Genomic DNA, 18,716 nt, shown 5'->3' with positions numbered 1-18,716 from the left:
ATTAAGGGCGGCCACATGTGGGCCGCCCTTTTTGTTGGGATGAGTTTGCATCCCAACTGTTCCACACCATATGAGCAAGCATGATACCTTTATCCGTTCTCGATCTTTCACCCGTCCCTGAAGGCAGCGATGCCGGTCAGTCGTTGCGCAACACGTTGGAACTGGCACAACAGGCCGAAAGGCTCGGTTTCACGCGTTACTGGCTGGCCGAGCATCACAACATGCCCGGGATTGCCAGTGCCGCGACATCGGTCGTTATCGGCCATGTGGCTGCGGGTACGTCCACGATTCGCGTGGGTGCGGGCGGCATCATGCTGCCGAACCATTCGCCATTGGTTATTGCCGAACAGTTCGGTACGCTGGCTTCGCTCTTTCCGGGGCGTATTGATCTGGGACTCGGTCGCGCTCCGGGGACCGATCAGCTTACCGCGCATGCGCTGCGCCGCAATCTTGAAAGCAGCGCTAATGATTTTCCGCGTGATGTCGTGGAACTTCTCAATTATTTCAAGCCGGTCGATCCGGCACAGCGCGTGCAAGCTGTTCCCGGCGCCGGACTGAATGTCCCGGTCTGGATTCTCGGTTCCAGCCTGTTCGGCGCGCAACTGGCTGCGATGCTCGGGCTTCCATACGGTTTTGCGTCTCATTTCGCCCCTGCTGATATGGAGCGTGCCGTCGAACTCTATCGCGATCGTTTCGAGCCATCGGAATATCTGCAAAAGCCTTACGTGATGCTGGGACTGAATGTTATCGCTGCCGATACGGATGAAGAAGCGCATCATCTTTTTACGTCGCAGCTTCAGGCTTTCGTGAATCTGCGCAGCGGCCGTCCGGGTAAGCTGCCTGCGCCTGTTGAAGGTTATCAGGAGCAGCTCGATCCAGCCGCGCAAGCATTGGTTCGCCAGATGCTTTCATGCCGTGTCGTGGGTGGTCCAGAAACCGTCGAGAAGGGCATTCGCGAATTTGCCGAACGCACAGGTGCTGACGAGTTGATGGTGACGGGCATGATCTTTGACCATCAGAAGCGTCTTCGATCCTATGAGATTGTCAGCAATTCGATTGCGTGAGGATCAAACTCGCGATTGATTTCGGTCAGAAGCCAGTCGCGAAATGCTTTGACAGCAGGCGTGTTTGCGCGCGCCTGCGGCGTCACAAAGTAATAGCTGCTTGGGCTTTTGACAGTGTGATCAAAGGCTACAACAAGCTGTCCGCTCTCAATTTCAGCATTTATCAGAAAGAGTGGCATAAGCGCAATTCCAAGACCAGCGACACACGCCTGAGAGACATTCGAGAACTGCTCGAAGCGCATTCCGCTCGTGACTGGTGCTGCTATCTCAAGGCTTTTGAACCAGTGGTTCCACGCGCCCGGTCGTGATGCCATGTTGAAAAGCGGCAGGCGCAATAAGTCCGCGGGTGCGATAACCGGATGATGCTTCAGAAAAGCCGGGCTGCACACAGGCGCGACCATTTCTTCCATTAAAAACGTGCAATCGGCATTGGGCCAATCCGGCAGACCGATATGTATCGCCGCGTCCAGTCCCTCTCGTTCAAAATCAAACTGACCGATACGCGTTGCAAAATTCAAAATAATATCAGGGTATTGCGCTACAAAACGTGGAATGCGTGGGATCAACCAGCGGGTTCCAAATGTGGGCAAGAATGCCAGATTGAGCGTCGCGCCCCGCATATGCGACATGACCTGCAGCGAAGCTCCACGAATAGAAGCAAGGGCAGGGCTTATAGCATTCAGATAGGCGCGCCCGGCATCGGTTAAAACGACATGGCGACTGGTGCGATCAAACAAGGCCGCGCCAAGTTGTTCTTCCAACGTGGCAATCTGGCGACTGACTGCACCTTGCGTCAGTGAAAGCTCCTCTGCAGCAGCAGAAAAGCTCTCATGTCGCGCGACCGCATCAAATGCAGAAAGCGCGCTCGTCGAAGGTAGAAGGCGTCTCGATAGTGAAGTCATCATCTATTACTAAACGGAATAGATTGATGAGTAAACGTTCGTTGCATGTCAGAAAATGCCGCGTCATAGTCGGTGCAACTGAATTCGAGGAGATTATTCATGTCGCGTGCCGTATTTAACTGGGAAGATCCGTTTCTGCTTGATGAGCAATTGACCGAAGATGAGCGCATGATCCGCGACTCGGCTCAGGCTTTTGCGAGCGACGTTCTGTTGCCGCGCATTGAAAAAGCTTATCTCGACGAAACAACTGACCCGGATCTGTTTCGCTTGATGGGGCAGGCCGGTCTTCTCGGTGTCACACTTCCAGAAGAATATGGTGCCGCCAATGCGGGCTATGTTTCATACGGTCTGGTTGCACGCGAAGTTGAGCGTATTGATTCTGGCTACCGCTCAATGATGAGCGTGCAGTCGTCGCTCGTCATGTATCCGATCTACGCTTACGGCTCTGATGAGCAGCGTAAGAAATATTTGCCAGGTCTGGTGTCTGGTGAGCTGATCGGCTGCTTTGGTTTGACCGAACCGGATGCAGGTTCTGACCCTGCTGGCATGAAAACCCGTGCCGACAAGATTGATGGCGGCTACCGCATCAGCGGTTCCAAGATGTGGATTTCCAATTCGCCGATTGCTGACGTGTTTGTGGTCTGGGCCAAGTCGTCCGCACATGACAATGCGATCCGTGGGTTTGTGCTCGAAAAGGGTATGAAGGGTCTTTCTGCTCCGAAGATCGGCGGCAAGCTTTCATTGCGTGCGTCCGTTACAGGTGAAATCGTTATGGAAGGCGTGGAAGTATCTGAAGATGCTCTCCTGCCAAATGTTTCGGGCCTGAAGGGCCCGTTTGGCTGCCTCAACCGCGCTCGTTATGGCATTTCATGGGGGGTATTGGGTGCTGCAGAAGACTGCTGGTTCCGTGCGCGCCAGTATGGCCTTGATCGTAAGCAGTTCGATAAGCCACTGGCTGGAACGCAGCTTTACCAAAAGAAGCTCGCAGATATGCAGACCGAAATCGCGCTTGGTTTGCAAGCTTCGCTCCGCGTTGGCCGTCTGTTTGACGAAGGCAAGATGGCACCTGAGATGATTTCCATCGTTAAACGCAACAATTGCGGCAAGGCGCTCGATATTGCGCGTCAGGCTCGCGACATGCATGGCGGAAACGGCATTCAGATCGAATATCACGTCATGCGCCATTCGCAGAATCTTGAAACCGTTAATACCTATGAGGGCACGCACGACGTTCACGCGCTGATCCTTGGACGGGCGCAGACAGGCATTCAGGCCTTCTTTTGATCGTTCTTTTTAAGATCGTTTTTCAGTTCAAGAAGGTTTTTAGAAATGCAGAATACACCGCTTGCGGGTCTGAAAGTCATTGAGCTGGCCCGCATTCTGGCTGGTCCCTGGGTCGGGCAGACGCTGTCCGACCTTGGCGCCGACGTTATAAAGGTGGAAAGTCCCGAAGGTGACGACACACGCAAATGGGGACCGCCATTTATTGACGTGGAAGGCGAAAAGTCAGCTGCCTATTTTCACGCCTGCAATCGGGGCAAGCGGTCGATTCTGGCTGATTTTCGCTCCGATGAGGGCAGGGAGCTTGTGCGTAAGCTTGTTGCCGATGCGGATGTGGTGATTGAGAACTTCAAACTCGGTGGTCTTGATAAATACGGCCTCGATTATGAGAGCCTGAAGGCCAACAATCCACGACTAATCTATTGCTCGATTACCGGATTTGGCCATACCGGACCTTATGCTGAACGCGCGGGTTATGACTTCATGATCCAGGGCATGGGCGGCATTATGGACCTGACCGGAGAGCCGGACCGTGAACCGCAGAAGATTGGCGTGGCCTTTGCAGACATATTCACCGGCCTCTACAGCGTCATTGGTATTCAGTCGGCCCTGATCATGCGCGAGCGCACTGGCAAGGGTCAGCATATCGATATGTCGTTGTTTGACTGCATGTCGGCAGTTCTCGCCAATCAGGCGATGAATTATCTTGCCTCCGGCATTTCGCCAAAGCGGATGGGCAATGCTCATCCCAATATTGCGCCTTATCAGACGCTGCCGGTGTCGGACGGTTATTTCATCATAGCCTGTGGCAATGACGGGCAGTTTGCAAAACTTACAGCTTTGCTGGGGATTGGCGAGCTTGCGAGCGATTCTCGTTTTCTCAGCAATTCTTCGCGTGTGGCAAACCGCGATACGCTCACCGCTTTATTGGAAGAGCGTACAAAGCAATGGTTACGGGGCGATCTTCTCGCAGCGCTTGCAAAGGCTGGCGTGCCAGCTGGGCCAATTAATACGGTAGCGGATGTCTTTGCCGATCCGCAATTCATCGCGCGCAACATGAAAATCGATCCTGATGGTGTGCCGGGTCTGCGCACACCAATTCGATTCTCAGATGCTGAATTAAAGTTGGACAAGCGCTCGCCCAACCTTGGCGAGCATAGTAGCGAAGTGTGATTGAACTTTTGAAACAATAAACCCCGCTTCGTGCGGGGTTATTTGTATTTAATCAGTCGTCGGTTGCAACCATCACGTCCGACGCTTTGACGACTGCATAAGCCGTCTTACCAACCTTGAGATCAAGTTCGTCTACGGCTTCATTCGTAATGGATGAGGTGACAACGACACCATTTCCAATGTCGATTCGGACGTGAGCCGTGGTTGCACCCTTGGTGACATCGACAATTGTGCCCTTAAGGCGGTTTCGAGCGCTGATTTTCATATTAACTTCCCATCCTAGATTAACATCTGCTCGACGTAATACAGTATTTGGACAGCCAACATAACAGCTTCAAATGGAGAAGCTATTCATAGCTACAGCACAAAATTCTGATTGTTCTCGGGAAGAGAATGGTGCGGTCGAGAAGACTCGAACTTCCACGGGTTGCCCCACAGCGACCTCAACGCTGCGCGTCTACCAATTCCGCCACGACCGCACGTGGTAGAGCTGAACAATGTCAGCGAGTGGCGATGTAGCAAATCGGTTTCGACTACACAAGGCCATTCTTTCACTTCAGCACAATAGAATGAAATAAATTTATGATGTGCTTAAATGTATGATTTTAAAACGCAAAAAGCTCCGCATTCTCTGGCATATAAACCAGATCGCAGAGCTTCGTCATAAGCATATTCATAAATTTGGGAAGAGAATGGTGCGGTCGAGAAGACTCGAACTTCCACGGGTTGCCCCACAGCGACCTCAACGCTGCGCGTCTACCAATTCCGCCACGACCGCACGTGGTAGAGCTGAACAATGTCAGCGAGGAGGCATCTAGCAAATCGATCCGACAGGCACAAGCCTATTCTTGGACTTCTGCCAATCTTTTTGAAAAAGCATGGGAAAAAGCCGAAATATCGAAATTGTTCGGCGAAAAGAGCCCTCTTTTCCGAGGCCGCCAATAAGTTCTCAGAGTGGTGCGTTTTCTGAAAACTTCATAAAAACTCAACTTCCGCATACTCGTGGACTAGCCAGGCGAATCTGTTGCTGAGCCTAGCCACTTATGCCCTGAAGACGTTTGATGTCTTCCAGACGCTTCATCGTCTCGGCATAGCCGATATCTATGGCTTCAGAAGCGCGGTGGAAATCCGCTAAACCAATCTGACCGACTGTCGGCATCAGTGACACGTCTGGCGGATCACCAGCCAGACGGGCACGCGAAATACGGTCCTGAATGATGTTGAAAGCCTCCATCATTACGCCGGTAATGCCGAGACGGCTTTCTTTCTCTCCATGGATGGTTTCACTAAGCGTGTCCTGTCGTGCCTGCGCATGTTTGATAACAGCTGCGCGGCCGAACTGGTCGTAGTGGAGGTTTACGGCAAGGACGAGCCGCTGTTCATAGGCACGACAAACCGAAACAGGCACAGGGTTAACCAGTGCGCCATCGACCAGCACGCGTTCCTGCCAACGTACTGGTTCAAACACGCCGGGCAGGGCATAGGACGCGCGCATGGCTTCGACGAGAGGCCCCGTGGACAGCCATATTTCGTGGCCAGTACGCAATTCGGTGCAAACAGCGACGAATGGGCGGTCCAGATCTTCAAGACGCAGACCGTCGAGATGCTCGCGCATGCGCCCGTCGAGCTTCATGCCGCCGAACAAACCACTTTCACGAAATGTAATGTCGAGAAGATTGAACATACGTCGCCGCGTCAGGCTGCGTGCGAATTCTTCAAGTTGGTCAAGCTTGCCTGCCAGATAGCAGCCGCCGACAAGCGCGCCGATCGACGTGCCGGCGATCATTTCAATTTCGATGCCAGCTTCGTCGAGTGCACGCAAGACGCCAATATGCGCCCAGCCACGAGCAGCACCTCCGCCCAAAGCAAGTGCAATGCGACGTGGTTCGTGCCGTACTTGCGGCAGGTCGATGATTTCTTCTTCGGGCTTCAAGGGTTGCGTATTCGCTGCCTTGCGCCTTTGACCCCATGCGAGCATATCGACTGAGCACCTCTAGTTTCGCCTGCTGCATAATTCCTTCAACTTGAATTAGTTCAAGGAATTATGCAGCGGATTTGATCTGTTAGAGCGGCCTTTGTACGTCCAATGGGGCGCACGCCGCTTTAATTTATCAAAACACTGTATCGAAACAATAAATGCTGCAAAATGAAGGCGCGAGAGAAAATCGCGCCATCACATCGATTTGAGTGAGTTTATAGATCGTGACAGAGGATCAGTGCTCGTGGTCACAGGAGTCTTTAATCGAGAGGCTGACCTTGCCATCTTCAGACTGAACCTGACGGTAAAAGCAGGAGCGTCTGCCTGTGTGGCAGGTGGGGCCGTCACCAGCAACACTGACTTTGAGCCAGAGTGCGTCCTGATCACAATCGGTACGGAGCTCGATCACGCTTTGCAGATTGCCAGAGGTTTCGCCCTTTTTCCAAAGGGTGCTGCGTGAGCGAGACCAGTAATGGGCGATGCCTGTATCGAGTGTCAGGCGCAACGCTTCCTCGTTCATATGCGCGACCATCAGCAATTCGCCGTCACGTGCATCGGTTACAACTGCAGTGATGAGGCCGGATGCGTCGAAGCGCGGCATAAAAACCGCGCCTTCTTCAATCGCGTTCTTGTCTGAGGGCTGGGCAGGAAAAATGCTCATTGTTGCGCCTGATTATTTGTCTTACTTGCGAATAAGGCTCATGAAACGAACCTGTTCGTTCACTTCCTCTTTGAAAGTGCCAGTGAAGGTCGTTGTAATCGTGCTCGAACCTTGCTTACGAATACCACGCATTGCCATGCACATGTGCTCAGCGTCGATCATGACCGCAACACCGCGCGGCTTGAGGATGCGCTGAATGCTGTTGGCGATCTGTGCAGTGATGCTTTCCTGCGTTTGCAGTCGACGGGCAAAAATATCAACGACGCGAGCAATCTTCGACAGGCCAAGCACCTTGCCATCGGGCAGATAGGCGACATGTGCCTTCCCAATGATCGGCACCATATGATGTTCACAATGCGAGAAGAAGGAAATGTCCTTCACAAGCACCATGTCATCATAACCCGACACTTCCTCAAAAGTGGTGCCAAGAACATCCTCAGGGTTTTCAGCATAACCGCCGAAAAGTTCGCTGTAGGATTTGGCGACGCGCTTTGGTGTGTCGAGAAGCCCTTCACGGTCAGGATTATCTCCTGCCCAGCGAAGAAGTGTGCGCACAGCAGCTTCTGCTTCGGCCTGTGTTGGCTTTGGCAAATCTGCGGGCAGATTGGATTCGTCATCGATTTTAAGGATGCGAGCGTCCATCAGTATTCTCCAGTAGTCTCCTTCGGGGAGGAGACGAGTTAAACGGACAATACAACGATGCGCTTTGCGAGCGGGCGATGTATTGATCCGGCAACACCAAGCTGCCGGACGGATAATCGTGCGGCTGCTCATAACCATGTGATAATCTGTCCATGGCGCAGTCACGACTTGCCTATTATATAGACAGGAAAATGCAACTTCAAACCGTTACCGGGCGACAAATTTTCGTTTTTATCCGGCATGACGGAAGGTTTGTCTAAATGATCGACGATGTTTACAACAAACGTATCCTTGAATTTGCAGGGAATATCGAGCGCATAGGGCGACTTGCAGCCCCTGATGCGGTTGCAACCGTTCACTCGAAATTGTGCGGATCGACGGTCACCGTCTATCTCAAGATGGCTGATGATGTTGTCACAGACTTCGCACACGAGGTGAAGGCTTGCGCATTGGGGCAGGCGTCATCATCGGTTATGGCACGGAATATTATCGGTTGTTCATCAGAAGAACTGAGGGCCGCTCGCGATGCCATGTATAAAATGCTCAAAGAAAATGGCCCGGCACCAGAAGGCCGGTTTGAGGATCTGAAATATTTTGAGCCAGTGCGCGAGTACAGGGCACGCCATGCCTCGACGCTTTTGACGTTCGATGCGGTTGTCGATTGCATTCGCCAGATAGAAGAAAAGGTGCAAGCCGCCTAGGGGCTGCGGGGCATTAGTTTTGGAGCGTGGTATGGATGAAAATTGCACAGATTTAGGAGGAGAACTGAAGGTGGAGTGGTTCTCCATCGAGGTTTTGCGACGCCAGGCTGGGCTATTTTCAACATATCCTTTCAGGACGTGGCGGATTTTCTCCCTCAATACGTCGAGCAGACCTTGTGGAGATACACTCCAAGGCGGTTTGCTCTCCTATTCAGAAACAAAATCCGGTGCACGCCACGCCCGAAACCTAATTCCCTACAGGCCCTAATATGTGCAGCTGCGGGAAAGATCACTCAGGCAACGCTGCGATAGCCAAGAAGCGTCAGACCCGCAACTTTACCGATCCGTGGCGGAAAACACCGGGCAGAGTGCTTGGAACAAGCCTGATAAGACTTTATCAGCTCACACTTTCCTCATTCATCGGTAATTCCTGCCGCCATATGCCGACCTGTTCGGAATATACCTACGAATCCGTTGCTCGGTATGGGTTGTGGAATGGTAGCTGGATGGGGCTATTTCGGATTATGCGCTGCGGGCCGATGGGTACACACGGCTTTGACCCAGTGCCAAAAGACTTACCTGTCTATTACCGATGGTATCTGCCGTGGCGTTACTGGCGAGTTTCCTCACCCAAAAACTGATGCAGTATTTTTATCAGGCAGATAAAAAACTGTTAAGTTAATCATGCTTGATTAGAGTTCGTTAATAATAAATCGGTTTTATGCGGAAAAGGAAATCGGGTTGATCGGGCGTCTTTTTGACGCCGCAATTGACCTTCATTTGCATCCAGCTTTCTTTTCTTGTGAGTCAATATGCGAAAATTGTCGTCCCGCACCTCCCTGCTCGTAGCCGGTGTTGCGCTTGGTGCCAGCATTATATGCTCCACCAACGCCATGGCGAATGTTTCATGGGTGGTTTTCGATGCCGATACCGGTATCGTTCTGGGACAAGACGATGCAACTGAGCAGCATGCTCCTGCGTCATTGGCCAAAATGATGACGCTTTACCTTACTTTTGAAGCGCTCAAGACCGGCCGACTGAATTGGGATGATGAATTGCCCATTTCCAAGAATGCAGCGGCTAAAGTCAGAATGAAGCTGTATCTTAAAGCGGGCGAGACTATTTCTGTTCGCGATGCTGTCAGCGGCATGGTCATCGTTTCAGCAAATGATGCTGCTACCGTTGTTGGCGAATATCTGGGTGGATCGGAAGCAGGTTTTGGTCGTCTCATGACGCAGAGAGCCCGAAACCTTGGCATGAAAAGCACTTATTTCGCCAATCCATCGGGCTTGACCGCAAAGATGACCCAGTTGACGACCGCACGCGACATGGCCGTGCTTGGTATGTCGCTCCGCCGTGATTTCCCGCAGGAATACGCCTTGTTTTCACAGCGTTCGTTTACCTATAAGGGCCGCCCTTTCAATGGCCACAACAACCTGATGTACCGCTATCAGGGCGTTGACGGGATCAAGACCGGCTATACTGATGTTTCGGGTTACAATCTCGTTTCATCCGCAATCATCAACGACAAGCATCTCGTTGGCGTCGTGCTTGGTGCCGGTTCGTCGCGTGAGCGTGATGATCGGATGGCAAAACTGCTAACCCGCTTTGGAACTGAAGGCTCAGGGACCGCTACAGAAGAAGTTGTTGCGGCAGTTCAGACGCCATTGCCGGTTATCTCGCCGCTTAAGCCTCAGAAGCCGAAGGTCGATGCTGTCGCCGACATGATCGACGATTCCAAGATTGAGCAGGGCGATGGTGGCTTTCTGGTGAAATCCGCAATGTCTGCATGGCGCGTTCAGGTTGGTGTGACGCCGTCGCGAAAAGGTGCAGATGAATTGCAGGCCAAGTATCTGCCGATTGTAGATCGTCTGGTTCCTGGCACGAAGGCTGAGATTTCGACAGCTCCGCGCGGTCGTAAGGTTTATCGCGTACGTTTCACAGGGTTCAAGGATTCGGAAGCGGCTGAGAAGACCTGCATGAAGCTCAAGCAGCAGGGCGTTCCCTGTCTAGCAATCCGTAACTGAATCAATCCAGTTTCAGGAATTTCGACAGCGCCGTGATGCAGTTTGCCACGGCGCTTTTGCTTTACGGACAGGCGAAAAAAGATTAATAGCCAGTCTTCATTCAGAGTTGCACAAGCATTTTATCGAAATGTAGAGCAGCAAATGGGCAGTTCTGTACTTATATTGATGCTGAGCTGCTTCGTGCGTAAACCACCCGCAATCGTTGGCGGGACTGGATAAAGGAAGAATATGATGTCGAATGTTTCCATGCAATTTCCCGATGGCTCGGTGCGCGAATATGATGCCGCCACAACCGGTGCCGAACTTGCAGAATCAATCTCCAAATCGCTTGCAAAGAAAGCCGTGGCTTATGCCGTAGACGGCACCGTGCGTGATCTTTCCGATCCGCTTGGCGCTTCCGGTGCTATCGAAATTCTGACCCGCGAAGACCCGCGTGCACTGGAACTGATCCGTCATGACACGGCTCACGTTCTGGCTGAAGCCGTGCAGGAACTTTTCCCCGGAACACAGGTAACGATTGGTCCAGTCATCGAGAATGGCTTTTATTACGATTTTGCGCGTAATGAACCGTTCACGCCAGATGATCTGCCTGTGATCGAAAAGAAGATGCGCGAAATCATTCAGCGCAACAAGCCTTTCACCAAGCAGGTCTGGTCGCGTGAGAAGGCCAAGCAGGTTTTTGCTGATAAGGGCGAGAGCTACAAGGTTGAGCTCGTCGACGCGATTCCCGAAGGTCAGGACCTCAAGATTTATAATCAGGGTGAATGGTTCGATCTTTGCCGTGGTCCGCATATGGCGTCCACTGGCCAGATTGGCAATTCGTTTAAGCTGATGAAGGTTGCGGGCGCATATTGGCGCGGCGATGCCAATAACCCGATGCTGACACGGATCTACGGTACAGCATTTGCCAACGACAATGATCTTCAGGCCTATCTTCATATGCTTGAAGAAGCCGAAAAGCGTGATCACCGCCGCCTTGGCCGCGAAATGGACTTGTTCCATTTTCAGGAAGAAGGCCCGGGCGTTGTGTTCTGGCACGCCAAGGGATGGCGCATGTTCCAGACGCTTGTCAGCTATATGCGCCGCCGCCTCGATAGCCATGGCTATCAGGAAGTGAATGCGCCACAGGTGTTGGATAAGTCGCTTTGGGAGACTTCAGGTCACTGGGGTTGGTATCGCGATAACATGTTCAAGGTGACCGTTGCCGGTGACGACACCGACGATGATCGCGTGTTTGCGCTGAAGCCAATGAATTGCCCGGGTCACGTTCAGATATTTAAGCATGGTCTTAAGTCTTACCGCGATCTGCCTATAAAGCTTGCAGAATTTGGCAATGTGCATCGCTATGAACCATCGGGTGCTTTGCACGGCTTGATGCGGGTTCGCGGCTTCACGCAGGATGACGCGCATGTGTTCTGCACAGAAGAGCAGATGGCTTCGGAATGCTTGCGGATCAATGATCTTATTCTGTCGGTCTATAAGGACTTTGGCTTTAAAGGGATCACGATCAAGCTTTCGACACGTCCTGAAAAGCGCGTTGGTTCGGATGAATTGTGGGATCGCGCTGAAAGCGTGATGATGACGGTTCTCGAGCAAATTAAGGAACAGTCTGAAGACATCAAGACTGGTATTTTACCGGGTGAGGGTGCCTTCTACGGTCCGAAATTTGAGTATACGCTGAAAGACGCGATCGGTCGTGAATGGCAGTGCGGTACCACGCAGGTGGACTTCAATCTGCCAGAGCGTTTCGGTGCATTCTACATCGACAGCAATTCGGAAAAGACCCAGCCGGTCATGATCCATCGCGCAATCTGCGGCTCGATGGAGCGTTTCCTCGGTATTCTGATCGAGAACTTTGCTGGACACATGCCGCTTTGGTTTGCTCCAATTCAGGTCGTCGTTGCGACGATTACCTCCGAAGCAGACGGTTATGCAGCAGAAGTTGCCGCGAAGCTCAAGGCAGCTGGTTTGCAGGTCGTAACAGATGCACGCAACGAGAAGATCAACTACAAGGTTCGCGAACATTCGCTGCAGAAGGTTCCGGTCATCCTCGTTTGCGGTATGCGTGAAGCGGAAGAAAAGACGGTCAATATGCGTCGTCTCGGGTCTCAGGCCCAGGAGTCGATGACGCTTGATGAAGCAATTGCCCGGCTTTCGGAAGAAGCAACACCGCCCGATCTGGTGCGTTTGAAGAACGATGCAAAATAAGAAAAAGGCCCGCGAAAGCGGGCCTTTTTTTCAAAATAATTTCGTATCAATCTTGCGACGAGAAACCACTGTCAGACGCCTCGGATTCGCGATTGGCAACGACTTCAACTTCGTCATTCGCTCCGGAAGTCACTTTGAAGTCGCGCTGATAAATCCGATCCTTGTTCTTGGCGACTGCAACATAGTCGCCTTCAATCAGAACCATTGAGGAATAGGCGCCTGCGCTTTCCCGAACAACGTCACCGGAAGCATTGAGAATTGACCATGACGTGTCGGCGAGCGCTTCGCCGCCTTTTTCGCGTACCAGCTTCAAAAGAATGTCAGCAGCGCGGTGTTGAACCGTAGCTTCGGTCAGTTTGCCAGCTTCAACGCGAATGTCTGCGCGGATGGTGGCATTTGCCGTGCCGTAATTTGATACGACGTGATAGATGCCACTGTTCAGTCTGATGATCGTATCCGGCTTGACGTCGGGTACGATGAGAGACCGGTCATTATTGTCCTCGTCAGCATAAATCGAAAAGCGAACAAGATCGCCTTTGATTTTACCTTCATCTGGTAAAACAGCGCTCAATTTCATGCCGCCTGCATCCAGTGTCATAACTTCATGACGGCTGGCTTGGGTGAGGGTGATGCGTTTGGTTGCACCAGCCCGTCCATAAGCTGCATGGACGAGATAGCTGCCTTCTGGCAGATTGAACACCGCACTGCCACCTTTTGAAGACGCGATCAGTGCCAACTGCCCGTCCGGGCCGACTTCAGGCGCAAAGACGCGCCAAACCAGTCCGGTTGAAATATCCGGTCCATCTTGATTGAGACGCGCTTTCAGATCCAGCTCGCTCGTTTTGATCAGTGGATTATTCTCAGGGCTTGTTGGGCTCGCATAGGGGCTGAGCGCCGGCAAGTTCAGCTTTGGCTCCGGAAAGTCCGGCAGACCATTTATGCTGTTTGTCTGTACCGCGCCATTGCTATTGGAAGGTGCTTGTACGGGGGCAGGTGCAGGTAGTTCAAGCTGAAAACTGGGCAGTTTGAAACCACTACCCGGGTTGCCTTGCGGACCTCCGCCAAAGCCACCGCCCATTCCGCCGCCGGGCCCACCAGGTCCACCAGGGCCTTGTGCGAGCGCGGATGAAGCGATCAGGACAAACGAAAGCGTCGCCACAAATGACTTGCTGCGCGATGATTTTGCACTGCTTGCTCGAAACAGACCCAGAATATCTGACATGATGATGTTTTGAACCCAAGCGGGTGTCGAATTCAAGGCCAAATCGACCGTTATCATGGCAAATTTAAATATGTTCGATTTGTATTGTCACAGATTTTTGGCTTTACACCTTGATGATGTCGCGCGAGAAGAAGTCGCTCCTTGTTTAAGTGGAGTCATACATGCAGATTTCAGTGATGAGGGATTTCCGTGACGCATTCGGTGTTTGATTTTCTGGCTCAGCGCAGCTCCACGCCTATTTCCGCCATTTCGGAGCCAGCACCACAGGGTGCAGAGCTGGACGAATTGCTGAAAGTGGCTGCGCGCGTGCCTGATCATGGACGTCTTACACCATGGCGCTTTATTCTTTACCGCGGTGACGTGCGTCACAAGGTTGGAGAGTATCTCGCCGAGCGTGCGGAAGAACGCGAAGGACCTTTGCCTGATAGTCGTAAAGATCAGGAGCGTGCGCGTTTTACTCGCGCACCCTTGGTCATCGGCATTGTTTCTTCGCCAGTGGCACACGAACGTATTCCTGAATGGGAACAGTTTCTTTCGGCGGGCGCTGTCGCAATGAATCTCTGCACGGCTGCAAATGCACTTGGCTACGCAACAAACTGGATTACCAACTGGTATTCGAATGATGCGCCAGCATTGGCATTCCTTGGTCTCGCACCGCATGAGCGCGTTGCTGGTTTTGTGCATATCGGCACAGCGCAAAACAAAATGCCGGAACGTCCAAGGGCAGATATGGAAAAGATTGTTTCTGAGTATAGTGGGCCATGGTCTACTTGATAAGAAGAACGAGATAAAACCTCTAACTGATGGAAAATATGATGTTTTATGAACCGTCATCTGGTCATAACTTACCTCACAATCCATTCAAGGCGATTGTCGCACCGCGTCCGATTGGCTGGATCGGGACCCGTTCAAAAAACGGCGCAGTCAATCTCGCTCCATATTCATTCTTCAATGCGATATGTGACACACCGCCAATGGTGATGTTCTCATCGAGCGGTTTTAAAGACAGCGTTTCATTTATTGAAGAGACTGGTGAATTTACGGCCAATCTGGTGAGCGATCATCTCAAAGAACAGATGAATGCTTCCTCCGTAAATGCCCCACGCGGCACCAGCGAATTTTCTTATGCCGGGCTCACCGCCGCACCGAGTAAGCTGATTGCAGCACCGTTTGTAAAAGAGGCTTATGCAGCACTCGAATGTGTCGCTGTTGAAGTGAGGCGTTTGCAGGACAAAGAGGGCAGGCCGACTGACAATTATATGGTGATTGGCGAAGTGGTCGGCGTTCACATTGATGAGCGTGTTCTGACGGATGGACTGTTAGACATTAAAAAAGCCAAACCCGTGACACGGCTCGGCTATATGGATTACGCGACGACCGAACAAGTCTATCAAATGTTCCGCCCGAAATGGGAAGACCAAAGTTGAATTAAAGGGCTGGATCACAGCCCTTTTTTCTTTGCTTCAATCCAGATCGCTTCCATGTCGTCAAGCTGAGCTGATTCGAGATTGCTGCCGGATTCCTTCAGCGATGTTTCGATAAAATCGAAACGGCGTTTGAACTTGTCGTTTGCAGCAATCAATGCTGTTTCCGCATCGATTTCCAGATGTCTGCCAAGATTGACCATCGCGAAAAGCAGATCGCCGTATTCTTCCTGAATATGAGCCTTATCAGTTGAAGCCATCGCTTCTTTGAGTTCGGCCGTTTCCTCTGCAATCTTGTCCAGTATGGGAGCAGCTTCAGACCAGTCGAAGCCGACCTTGGCGGCCTTCTGCTGTAGCTTCAAGGCGCGCAGCAGGGCAGGGAAAGCATTCGGGATGTCGTCGAGATAGCCGTTCTTTTCGGCTGTATCGAGTCCCAGTTTCGCGCGGCGTTCGGCACGCTCTGCCTTTTCTTCTGCCTTGATACGATTCCACGATCCTTTTGCCATGCCTGCGCTTCTGGCTTCATCATCACCAAAGACGTGCGGATGGCGGCGGATCATCTTGTGGGTGATTGCTTCAACAACATCGCCAAAGCCGAATTTTCCCTGCTCTTCGGACATGCGGGAATGAAATACCACCTGCAGTAACAGATCGCCGAGTTCTTCCCTAAAATCATCCACGTCGTCGCGCTCGATGGCGTCGAGGACTTCATAGACTTCCTCAAGAGTATACGGAGCGATTGACTTGGAGGTCTGTTCTACGTCCCAGGGGCAACCCGTTTTTGGGTCGCGCAGGGCGACCATGATTTCCAGAAGACGGTCGATATTACGGGAGGGTTCCATCTTCGCTCCGTTAGAATTGATGTCGCATTCTTGAGGCAAACTGCAAGAATCGATGAGTTTGGGTTGCAGTACGCCGTAGTTTTTGCATAGTCAGCCAACAAATGCCCATCGGGATCGCACATTGGGGCAACATGTTCAACAAGCAGGTATTTAAAGAATGACGATTCTTGTGACTGGTGGTGCCGGATATATCGGTTCGCATACATGCGTACAGTTGATTGAGGCAGGCCATGATGTTGTTGTGGTTGATAATTTCGATAACAGCAATCCGGAAGCTCTCCACCGGGTGGAGAAGATTGCCGGCCGCGCACCAATCCGTGAGCCCGGCGATATTCGTGATCGCACACTTTTAGAGCAGATCATTACCCGTCATAAATGTACGGCGGTCATTCATTTTGCTGGTTTGAAAGCAGTTGGTGAATCGAGCGAGAAGCCACTGCATTATTATGACTGCAATGTGCTTGGAACATTGCGCCTGTTGCAGGCGATGGAAGCCACGGGCGTTAAGACACTTGTTTTCAGCTCATCTGCAACCGTTTATGGTGATCCTGAAAAGTTGCCGATCACCGAAGATCAACCGCTTTCTGCAACCAATCCCTATGGGCGCACAAAGCTGATCATCGAAGATATGCTGCGCGATCTTTATAACAGCGATAATAGCTGGAAGATTGCGATCCTGCGCTATTTCAATCCGGTCGGCGCACATGAGAGCGGCCTGATTGGCGAAGACCCTAAGGGAATTCCAAACAATTTGATGCCAATTATTGCCCAGGTAGCAACTGGCCGCCGTGAAAAGCTCAATGTCTGGGGCAATGATTATGCGACGCCGGATGGAACTGGCGTTCGCGACTATATTCATGTTGTCGATCTGGCGGCCGGGCATCTCAAGGCACTTAAGAAGCTTGATGAACCAGGGTGTTTTTCAGTCAATCTGGGCACAGGGCAGGGTTACAGCGTTCTGGATGTGATCAAGGCCTTTGAACATGTTTCAAATCGAACAATCAATTATGAGATCTCTCCGCGGCGTCCTGGCGATGTGGCCGAGTGCTACGCTGACCCTGCTTTCGCCCGTGATTTCCTTGGCTGGACCGCTGAGAAGAATCTCCGTGAAATGTGTCAGGATATGTGGAACTGGCAGTCGAAAAATCCAAACGGATATGCAGTGGATTAAAGTCCGAGGGAGCATTTCCGTCTGATATTCCCGGAAATGTGAACCGGCCAGCAACTGATCCTCTCCTTTAGTATTGTACAGGTTTCAGTTGGACTATTACAAACTAGTGGTTTGATTCCGACATTTTCTTCCCGCGGTTACAGGCGTTGGACAAATGTCGGAATCAAACGGATCACTAGCAAGTTTATGAATCTAATGGATTTTTCGAGCTTGACGTTTGAAACAGCATTTGTGTCGGTCGGGATTCAAACGTCAAATTCAATCCACTAGGGATGAGGATTAGTTCAAAGTTTTCTCCGAGCCATTCCTGTCGTGCGGAAAAAATTCAAGAATGACTTACTGAAGGACTAGCGAGATAATGCGTTTTCTACCCGATAAATTCACCTGCATGTTGATTGCAACCATTCTGCTTGCATCATTTCTTCCTGTGCAGGGTGAGTTTGCTGAATGGTTCGGGATAGCAACCAAGATCGCTGTCGGACTTTTGTTCTTCTTGCACGGTGCACGACTGTCGCGCGAGGCTGTTGTTGCAGGTGTCACTCACTGGCGGCTACATCTTGCAGTTGTCTGCTCGACATTTGTTCTGTTTCCGATTTTGGGTTTGACTGCTGGCTGGACTATTCCGGGATTGGCACAATCGCCGTTTTACCTCGGAATCCTATACCTCTGTGTTTTGCCGTCGACGGTACAATCTTCAATTGCTTTTACCTCCATGGCGGGCGGCAATGTCTCTGCGGCTATTGTTTCGGCATCTGCATCGAACATTTTCGGCATGTTTCTGACGCCATTGCTTGTCGGACTGCTGTTTGCGGTCAAAGGCGGCGGTGGGATTTCCGTTGACGCACTCGAAGCCATCCTGCTGCAATTGCTTGTGCCATTTGTCCTGGGACAGATATTACAGCCATGGATTGGCAATTTCATGCGCAGGCACAGCAAGTCGCTTGGCTTTGTTGATCGTGGCTCTATTCTGATGGTCGTCTATCTCGCTTTCAGCGAGGCCATCGTTGAAGGCTTATGGCACACGGTTTCATGGAATGATCTGGGCGTGATGATCGGTGTGAATATCCTGCTTCTGGTGATCGTCATGCTGGCGACCTGGTATGGAAGCAAGTGGCTTGGCTTTAATCATGCTGACCGAATTACCATCATGTTCTGCGGTTCGAAGAAGAGTCTTGCCAGTGGCGCGCCCATGGCCAGCGCGATCTTTGCGGGTGCCAATGTCGGTAGTGTCGTGCTGCCGCTGATGCTGTTCCACCAAATCCAGTTGATGGCTTGTGCAGTCATTGCACGCAAACTTGCCGATCATAAGCCGGCTTCGACCACAGCGCCCGCTGCTGCGGAATAGAACGGGTTCTTGCTGTCATCTTCATAAGGGGGTAGGAGGGCAGGCAAATGGTTTCGCCTCTCCCTGTTTATCGAT

At 51.7% G+C, this 18,716-nt stretch carries 18 protein-coding genes and 2 tRNA genes; 11 read left to right on the top strand and 9 right to left on the bottom strand.

All coding sequences use genetic code 11. The annotated features are described in order from the left end of the window. Positions 1-80: 80 nt before the first annotated feature. Positions 81-1,064, top strand: a complete 984-nt coding sequence (locus CEV32_RS11835) for an LLM class flavin-dependent oxidoreductase (RefSeq protein ID WP_094577309.1) — start codon at positions 81-83, stop codon at positions 1,062-1,064. On the opposite strand, the gene CEV32_RS11830 is transcribed toward CEV32_RS11835, so the two are convergent. Next, positions 1,034-1,966, bottom strand: coding sequence for a LysR family transcriptional regulator (locus CEV32_RS11830; RefSeq protein ID WP_094577485.1), 933 nt, complete (start codon positions 1,964-1,966; stop codon positions 1,034-1,036). The two genes, CEV32_RS11835 and CEV32_RS11830, sit on opposite strands and share 31 nt — an antisense overlap. A 99-nt stretch (positions 1,967-2,065) precedes the next feature. Here CEV32_RS11830 and CEV32_RS11825 point away from each other — a divergent pair, with 99 nt between their 5' ends. Both CEV32_RS11825 and CEV32_RS11820 read left to right on the top strand, forming a co-directional pair. Beyond that, the gene (locus CEV32_RS11825) at positions 2,066-3,250 is read left to right on the top strand and encodes an acyl-CoA dehydrogenase (protein ID WP_094577308.1); all 1,185 of its coding nucleotides are present in this window, start codon (positions 2,066-2,068) and stop codon (positions 3,248-3,250) included. Positions 3,251-3,295: 45 nt separating this feature from the next. Continuing rightward, on the top strand, positions 3,296-4,420 hold the full coding sequence (locus tag CEV32_RS11820) for a CaiB/BaiF CoA transferase family protein (RefSeq protein ID WP_094577307.1): 1,125 nt from the start codon (positions 3,296-3,298) through the stop codon (positions 4,418-4,420). Between the two features lie 52 nt (positions 4,421-4,472). On the opposite strand, the gene CEV32_RS11815 is transcribed toward CEV32_RS11820, so the two are convergent. The 6 genes from CEV32_RS11815 to folE form a co-directional block, all read right to left on the bottom strand. Further along, the gene (locus CEV32_RS11815; RefSeq protein WP_094577306.1) at positions 4,473-4,685 is read right to left on the bottom strand and encodes a TOBE domain-containing protein; all 213 of its coding nucleotides are present in this window, start codon (positions 4,683-4,685) and stop codon (positions 4,473-4,475) included. 129 nt (positions 4,686-4,814) lie between these two features. Then, a tRNA-Leu gene (locus CEV32_RS11810) sits at positions 4,815-4,899 on the bottom strand. A 214-nt stretch (positions 4,900-5,113) separates the two neighbouring features. Then, positions 5,114-5,198 (bottom strand) — tRNA-Leu (locus CEV32_RS11805). 255 nt (positions 5,199-5,453) lie between these two features. Continuing rightward, positions 5,454-6,398 (bottom strand): patatin-like phospholipase family protein, encoded by a 945-nt coding sequence (locus tag CEV32_RS11800; protein ID WP_094577305.1) that lies wholly within the window; start codon positions 6,396-6,398, stop codon positions 5,454-5,456. A 235-nt stretch (positions 6,399-6,633) separates the two neighbouring features. Beyond that, positions 6,634-7,059, bottom strand: a complete 426-nt coding sequence (gene hisI, locus CEV32_RS11795) for a phosphoribosyl-AMP cyclohydrolase (RefSeq protein ID WP_094577304.1) — start codon at positions 7,057-7,059, stop codon at positions 6,634-6,636. Positions 7,060-7,080: 21 nt separating this feature from the next. Next, a complete protein-coding gene (gene folE / locus CEV32_RS11790) occupies positions 7,081-7,701 on the bottom strand; it encodes a GTP cyclohydrolase I FolE (RefSeq protein WP_094577303.1) in 621 nt (206 codons plus the stop codon). Positions 7,702-7,961: 260 nt separating this feature from the next. Here folE and CEV32_RS11785 point away from each other — a divergent pair, with 260 nt between their 5' ends. From CEV32_RS11785 to thrS, 4 genes are all read left to right on the top strand, one after another. Then, the gene (locus tag CEV32_RS11785) at positions 7,962-8,402 is read left to right on the top strand and encodes an iron-sulfur cluster assembly scaffold protein (RefSeq protein WP_094577302.1); all 441 of its coding nucleotides are present in this window, start codon (positions 7,962-7,964) and stop codon (positions 8,400-8,402) included. Positions 8,403-8,671: 269 nt separating this feature from the next. Beyond that, positions 8,672-9,043 carry a membrane protein insertion efficiency factor YidD gene (gene yidD, locus CEV32_RS11780; RefSeq protein ID WP_094577301.1) on the top strand — a complete coding sequence of 124 codons (372 nt, stop codon included), beginning with the start codon at positions 8,672-8,674 and terminating at the stop codon, positions 9,041-9,043. Between the two features lie 171 nt (positions 9,044-9,214). Further along, complete coding sequence (locus CEV32_RS11775; protein WP_094577300.1) at positions 9,215-10,429, top strand: D-alanyl-D-alanine carboxypeptidase; 1,215 nt, start codon at positions 9,215-9,217, stop codon at positions 10,427-10,429. A 228-nt stretch (positions 10,430-10,657) separates the two neighbouring features. Continuing rightward, a complete protein-coding gene (thrS, locus tag CEV32_RS11770) occupies positions 10,658-12,637 on the top strand; it encodes a threonine--tRNA ligase (protein WP_094577299.1) in 1,980 nt (659 codons plus the stop codon). Positions 12,638-12,683: 46 nt separating this feature from the next. Here the strand turns inward: thrS and CEV32_RS11765 are convergent, their stop codons facing one another. Then, positions 12,684-13,715, bottom strand: a complete 1,032-nt coding sequence (locus CEV32_RS11765; protein WP_374882585.1) for a hypothetical protein — start codon at positions 13,713-13,715, stop codon at positions 12,684-12,686. A gap of 333 nt (positions 13,716-14,048) precedes the next feature. On the opposite strand from CEV32_RS11765, the gene CEV32_RS11760 reads away from it, so the two are divergent. Continuing rightward, positions 14,049-14,633, top strand: a complete 585-nt coding sequence (locus CEV32_RS11760; RefSeq protein WP_094577298.1) for a nitroreductase family protein — start codon at positions 14,049-14,051, stop codon at positions 14,631-14,633. A gap of 41 nt (positions 14,634-14,674) precedes the next feature. Continuing rightward, positions 14,675-15,286 carry a flavin reductase family protein gene (locus tag CEV32_RS11755; RefSeq protein ID WP_094577297.1) on the top strand — a complete coding sequence of 204 codons (612 nt, stop codon included), beginning with the start codon at positions 14,675-14,677 and terminating at the stop codon, positions 15,284-15,286. A 14-nt stretch (positions 15,287-15,300) separates the two neighbouring features. On the opposite strand, the gene mazG is transcribed toward CEV32_RS11755, so the two are convergent. Continuing rightward, positions 15,301-16,125, bottom strand: a complete 825-nt coding sequence (mazG, locus tag CEV32_RS11750; protein WP_094577296.1) for a nucleoside triphosphate pyrophosphohydrolase — start codon at positions 16,123-16,125, stop codon at positions 15,301-15,303. Between the two features lie 157 nt (positions 16,126-16,282). Here mazG and galE point away from each other — a divergent pair, with 157 nt between their 5' ends. Together galE and CEV32_RS11740 are read left to right on the top strand one after the other, a co-directional pair. Then, positions 16,283-17,296: a UDP-glucose 4-epimerase GalE gene (gene galE, locus CEV32_RS11745; RefSeq protein ID WP_094577295.1), complete on the top strand. Its 1,014-nt coding sequence runs from the start codon at positions 16,283-16,285 to the stop codon at positions 17,294-17,296. Between the two features lie 358 nt (positions 17,297-17,654). Then, positions 17,655-18,641: a bile acid:sodium symporter family protein gene (locus CEV32_RS11740; protein ID WP_094577294.1), complete on the top strand. Its 987-nt coding sequence runs from the start codon at positions 17,655-17,657 to the stop codon at positions 18,639-18,641. Positions 18,642-18,716 lie beyond the last annotated feature (75 nt).

This window comes from Brucella rhizosphaerae (genome assembly GCF_002252475.1).
GTDB classification, from domain to species: Bacteria; Pseudomonadota; Alphaproteobacteria; order Rhizobiales; family Rhizobiaceae; genus Brucella; species Brucella rhizosphaerae.
Note: the sequence above shows the minus strand (reverse complement) of the source record. Positions and strands in the feature narration are given on the sequence as shown.